This window comes from Streptomyces sp. NRRL S-920 (assembly GCF_000717945.1).
Taxonomy (GTDB): Bacteria; Actinomycetota; Actinomycetes; order Streptomycetales; family Streptomycetaceae; genus Streptomyces; species Streptomyces alboniger.
Map to the genome: position 1 here is coordinate 1 of NZ_JODF01000116.1, position 4,971 is coordinate 4,971.

Annotated in this window: 5 protein-coding genes; all 5 read right to left on the bottom strand. The window is 72.4% G+C overall.

Annotation, left to right across the window (positions count from 1 at the left end; translation table 11 throughout):
* Nucleotides 1-181: 181 nt before the first annotated feature.
* Nucleotides 182-724, bottom strand: coding sequence for a bacterial proteasome activator family protein (locus IG54_RS0136865; protein WP_030795429.1), 543 nt, complete (start codon nt 722-724; stop codon nt 182-184).
* 65 nt (nt 725-789) lie between these two features.
* Nucleotides 790-1,227, bottom strand: coding sequence for a hypothetical protein (locus tag IG54_RS0136870; protein WP_063756310.1), 438 nt, complete (start codon nt 1,225-1,227; stop codon nt 790-792).
* A 214-nt stretch (nt 1,228-1,441) separates the two neighbouring features.
* Nucleotides 1,442-2,419, bottom strand: a complete 978-nt coding sequence (locus IG54_RS0136875; protein ID WP_030795434.1) for an NAD(P)H-quinone oxidoreductase — start codon at nt 2,417-2,419, stop codon at nt 1,442-1,444.
* A gap of 91 nt (nt 2,420-2,510) precedes the next feature.
* Nucleotides 2,511-3,617 carry a potassium channel family protein gene (locus IG54_RS0136880; RefSeq protein ID WP_234336482.1) on the bottom strand — a complete coding sequence of 369 codons (1,107 nt, stop codon included), beginning with the start codon at nt 3,615-3,617 and terminating at the stop codon, nt 2,511-2,513.
* A partial coding sequence (locus tag IG54_RS41060) for a molybdopterin molybdotransferase MoeA (RefSeq protein WP_030795438.1) occupies nt 3,605-4,971 on the bottom strand: 1,367 nt, incomplete at its 5' end. The genes IG54_RS0136880 and IG54_RS41060, both read right to left, overlap by 13 nt.

Here is a 4,971-nt window from a genome sequence, read left to right on the forward strand (position 1 = left end):
GAAGCCGAGAGCTTGGGGGAGTTGTCAACCGACGACAACGCGGCAGATCGGCGTGCCAGACCCCGCGGCCCGCGGCATGATCCGCCGGACAGGCCCTAGTCCTCCCCGCTCTTCGCTTCTTCACGGCGAGGGGCCCGGTACGCATCGCGCGTACCGGGCCCCTCGTCGTCGTATGAGGGCTTTAGAGGTACGGGCCCCCCGTACGGCCCGCGAGGCCGCCCTCGTCGTCGTCCTCGCCGCCGCCCACGCCGGGCGGCAGCGCACGGCGCATCTGCTCCAGCTGAGCCCGCGCCGCCATCTGCTGCGCGAACAGTGTCGTCTGGATCCCGTGGAAGAGGCCCTCCAGCCAGCCGACCAGCTGGGCCTGCGCGATGCGCAGCTCGGCGTCGCTCGGCGTCGCCTCCTCCGTGAAGGGCAGGGACAGCCGCTCCAGCTCCTCGACCAGCTCGGGGGCGAGGCCGTCCTCCAGCTCCTTGACCGAGCTGGCGTGGATCTCCTTGAGGCGCACCCGGCTCGCCTCGTCGAGAGGAGCCGCCCGCACCTCCTCGAGAAGCTGCTTGATCATGCTGCCGATGCGCATGACCTTGGCCGGCTGTTCGACCATCTCCGTCACCGGAACCTCGCGGGAATCGTCGTCTCCGCCACCACCGAGAGCCATTCCGTCCTGGCCCACGACCAGGATGTGAGGGTTCTCCGGTGACCGTTCGTTCCTCGGCATCTCCATGCCGCCATTCTCTCGCACCCGTACATCACACATCGTTGGTGCCCCCGTACGGCGGTGATCCACCCTCAACCGGCGCGCCGCAGACGCAGACCGAGGAAGCCGAGACCGAGGCCGATGAGGACCAGGCCGCCGCCGAGGGGCAGGACGCGCAGGCCGGTCAGGAAGGTTCCGGCGGGCGTTGGCCCGGTGGCCTCGGACACGCCGTCGTGCTGGGTCACGGGCGACGGTTCCGGCGGGGGCGGGGGGATGGCGGGAGGCGGCGTGGGCGGTGGCGGCGGTGGTGGCGGGTCGGGGAGGTGCGGGTCCTGGCGCCCCGGCCGCGCCCGGCCCTCGCCGGGGCGACTGCCGGCCCGGGGGGTCTCGTCGACGGTGGTGAGGGGCCCGCCGGGCGCGGATTCGGCCGCGTACGCCAGGAGACCGGGCACGCACGCCGCGAGGGTGGTGAGGGCCGTGAGGAGGGCGGCCACGAGGGCCACGCGAAGAGTCACCCGTGAAACAGCCACCGCGCCGGCCACCTCCCGCCATCGGGACGCCCAAGATCAGACGGATCACTACGCCACCGATAAGCCTCACATGACGTAATAGATCCGGCACCTTGATCGCGCCCGAAGGGGAGCGCCGCAAGGGGGCGCGGGGAACTGCGCGCTCAGCCACGTCCGACCCGCAGCCGCCCCGCACCCGCTCCGCATACCGCCCCTGCCACCGCTACCGCTAGCGCTACCGCGTAAGAAGCACCTTCCCGATGTGCCCGCTCTCCTCAAGCACCCGATGCGCCGCCGCCGCGTCCCTCATCGGCACCGCCCGGTCGACGATCGGCCGCACATGCCCCCCGCCGATCAGCGGCCAGACATGCTCCCGTACCGCCGCGACGATCGACGCCTTCTCGGCGGCGGGACGTGCGCGCAGCGAGGTGGCGGTGACGGCGGCGCGCTTGTTGAGGAGCGTGGCGATGTTCAGCTCGCCCTTGACGCCGCCCTGCATGCCGATGATCGCGAGGCGGCCGTTGACCGCGAGGGACCGCACATTCCGGTCCAGGTACTTCGCGCCCATGTTGTCGAGGATGACGTCCGCGCCGGCCCCGCCCGTGGCCCGCTCGATCTCCTCGACGAAGTCCTGCTCGCGGTAGTTGATGAGGATGTCCGCCCCCAACTCCCCGCAGAACGCCAGCTTCTCCTTGCTGCCCGCCGTGACGGCGACCTTCGCGCCGACCGCCTTGGCCAGCTGGATCGCCATGGTGCCGATGCCGCTCGAACCGCCGTGCGCGAGCAACGTCTCGCCGGGACGCAGGTGGGCGATGAGGAAGACGTTTGACCAGACCGTAGAGGTCACCTCGGGCAGCGCGGCCGCCGTCACGAGATCGACGCCCTCGGGCACGGGCAGCAGCTGTCCGGCGGGGACGACCACCTGCTCGGCGTAGCCACCGCCCGAGAGCAGGGCGCACACCTCGTCGCCGACCGCCCAGCCGGAGACGCCGGGGCCGAGCGCGGTGATGCGGCCCGCGCACTCCAGACCGGGGTACGGGGACGCGCCGGGCGGCGGGTTGTAGAAGCCCTGCCGCTGGAGGAGATCGGCGCGGTTCACGGCGCTGGCCACCACCTCGACCAGCACCTCGCCCTCGCCGGGCACGGGATCGGGCACCTCGGCCCACACGAGCGCTTCGGGGCCGCCGGGTTCCGGGATCGTGATCGCATACATGATTCCGAGGCTACTCCCGGCCCCCAACTGGGCGCCCTGCAAGAGACGCCTGCCACCGCCGTGGTGGGACCGTTCGGTCCGTTCGGTCCGTTCAGTCCGTCGGCAGCGGCTTCGTGTCAGGTGCGATCACCGTCGCGGGCGAGGCGCGGACGATCGTGATCAGCCGGTCCGTCAACTGGAGCTTCCCGACGGCGGGATCGTCGTACCCCAGCACCCGATGCCCTCGTACGACACTCACGACGAGGTCCTCCGTATCCCGGACGCCCTTGCCCACCTCGGCCTTTATGACCGGCCGCTCGACGAGGTCGAGCCCGGAGCCCTGCTGGATCAGGTCCTCCATGACCATGCCCGCGCTCGGGCTCAGCACGGAGAGCCCGAGGAGCCGCCCCGCCGCGCTGGCGCTGGTGATGACCGCGTCGGCGCCGGACTGCCGCAGCAGCGGCGCGTTCTCCTCCTCGCGCACCGCGGCGACGATCTTCGCCCCGCGGTTCAGCTGCCGCGCGGTGAGCGCCACGAGGACCGCCGTATCGTCACGCTGCGTCGCGATGATGATCTGCCGGGCCCGCTGCACCTCCGCGCGGAGCAGTACGTCGCTGCGCGTCGCGTCGCCGACGACACCCGCGTAGCCCTCGGCCGTGGCCGCGTCGATGACCTTCGCGCTGGGATCGACCACCACGATCTGCTCCGGCTTCAGACCGGTCGCGCAGACCGTCTGGATCGCCGATCGGCCCTTCGTCCCGAAGCCGACGACGACAGTGTGTTCACGCAAGTTGGACCTCCAGCGGGACAGACGCCATTCCTCGCGCGTCCGTTCCGTGAGCACTTCGAGGGTCGTGCCGACCAGGATGATCAGAAAGAGCACGCGCAACGGCGTGATCAGGAGGATGTTGGTGAGCCGGGCGCTGTCGCTGTACGGGACGATGTCGCCGTAACCGGTGGTGGAGAGCGTCACCGTGGCGTAGTACGCGGCATCGAGGAAGTCGACGCGCTGGTCGGAGTTGTCGTGGTACCCGGCGCGATCGATCCAGACTATGAACGTCGTCAGGGCGAGCACCAGCAAGGCCATCACCAGACGCCGGGTGACCTGGCGCAGGGGCCGTTCGACCACCCGCTGGGGCAGCTTGATCCGGTGGGTCGTGTGGTGCTCTTCGGGGTGGCGGGCGATGGCGTCGTGGCCGGGAAGTTTCACGTGAAACACTCCCCGCTGTCGGCCAGGCCCCATGGCAGGTCGAGGATTTCCAGCTCCTGTCCCTTGTGCGCGCCGCCGGGCGGCACGACCGCGAGCCCGTCGGCCGCGGCGATGCCGCGCAGCATCGCCGGGCCGTTGAAGCGCAACGGCACGGCGTGCTCACCGCGCAGGGCGACGGGCACGAGGCGGGTGTCGTACGGATGCCCCTGCACGTCATCGCGTACGGGTGCGGAGTACGCGGTGTAGGCGGGGTTTTCGGGGTGCTCGGTGCTTACGGGGTGCGGAGTGCTCGCGGGGTACAGGGTGCTTACGGGGTGCGGGGTGCTCGCGGGGTAGGCCGTGGTTGTCGCGGGGCCCCCTGGATGCCCCGAACCGCGTCCGTTGAGCGTACGTAGCAGGGGCTCGGCCAGCGTCAACAGGCCGGAGATCGCGGCGAGCGGGTTGCCCGGCAGGCCGACGAGGTGCCGGCCGGGACGCAGGCGGGCCAGCAGCATGGGGTGCCCGGGGCGTACGGCGACGCCGTCCACGAGCAGTTCGGCACCGATGCGGCGCAGCGTGGGGTGGACGTGGTCCACCGGGCCCGCGGCCGTACCACCCGTCGTCACGATCAGGTCGGCCGCGGACGTCGTCAGGGCCTCGTGGAGCGCCTCCGGGTCGTCGCCCAGCCGCCGCACCCCGGTGACCTCGGCGCCCAGCGCGCGCAGCCAGGGCGGCAGCATCGGGCCGAGCGCGTCCCGGATGAGGCCGTCGCGGGGCAGCCCGTCGGTCAGCAACTCGTCGCCCAGTACGAGGACTTCGGCGCACGGCCGGCGGATGGCGCTGAGCGTGTCGTATCCGGCGGCCGCGGCCAGGCCGAGTACGGCGGGCGTGATCCGGGCCCCGGACGGCAGGAGGTGGTCGCCGGAACGGCACTCCTGGCCGCGCGGGCGGATGTCCTGGCCCGGCATCACCTCGCGCAGGGCGTGCAGCCTGCCCTTGTCGTCGAGGCGGCCGTGCTCACTGCGCAGGACCGCGGTGGCGTCCCGCGGGATACGGGCGCCCGTGGCGATACGGACCGCCTCGCCGTCCCCCAGTGCCTCCGGGCGCTCGTGCCCGGCCAGGATCCCGTCCGCCTGTACGACCCAGGGGCCGGGGCCCGCGACGGCCCAGCCGTCCATCGCGGAGGTGTCGAACGACGGCAGATCGGTCAGGGCGGTGAGCGGCGCGGCCAACGTCATGCCGAGCGCCTCGTCCAGCGGGACGGCCACGGGCTCGCCCCCGGCCCGGGGCACTGCCTGCGCGGCACGGGCGCGGGCGGCGGGCCAGGGGGTGACGGCGTGGGGCTTGGGCTCGCCGGGGGCGGGGGGCGTGGACGGTGCGGGCG

Bases quoted from the DNA above. Each gene is read 5' to 3' on its own strand.
- IG54_RS0136865 (WP_030795429.1), bottom strand. From the start codon at position 724: ATGGAGATGCCGAGGAACGAACGGTCACCGGAGAACCCTCACATCCTG.
- IG54_RS0136875 (WP_030795434.1), bottom strand. From the start codon at position 2,419: ATGTATGCGATCACGATCCCGGAACCCGGCGGCCCCGAAGCGCTCGTG.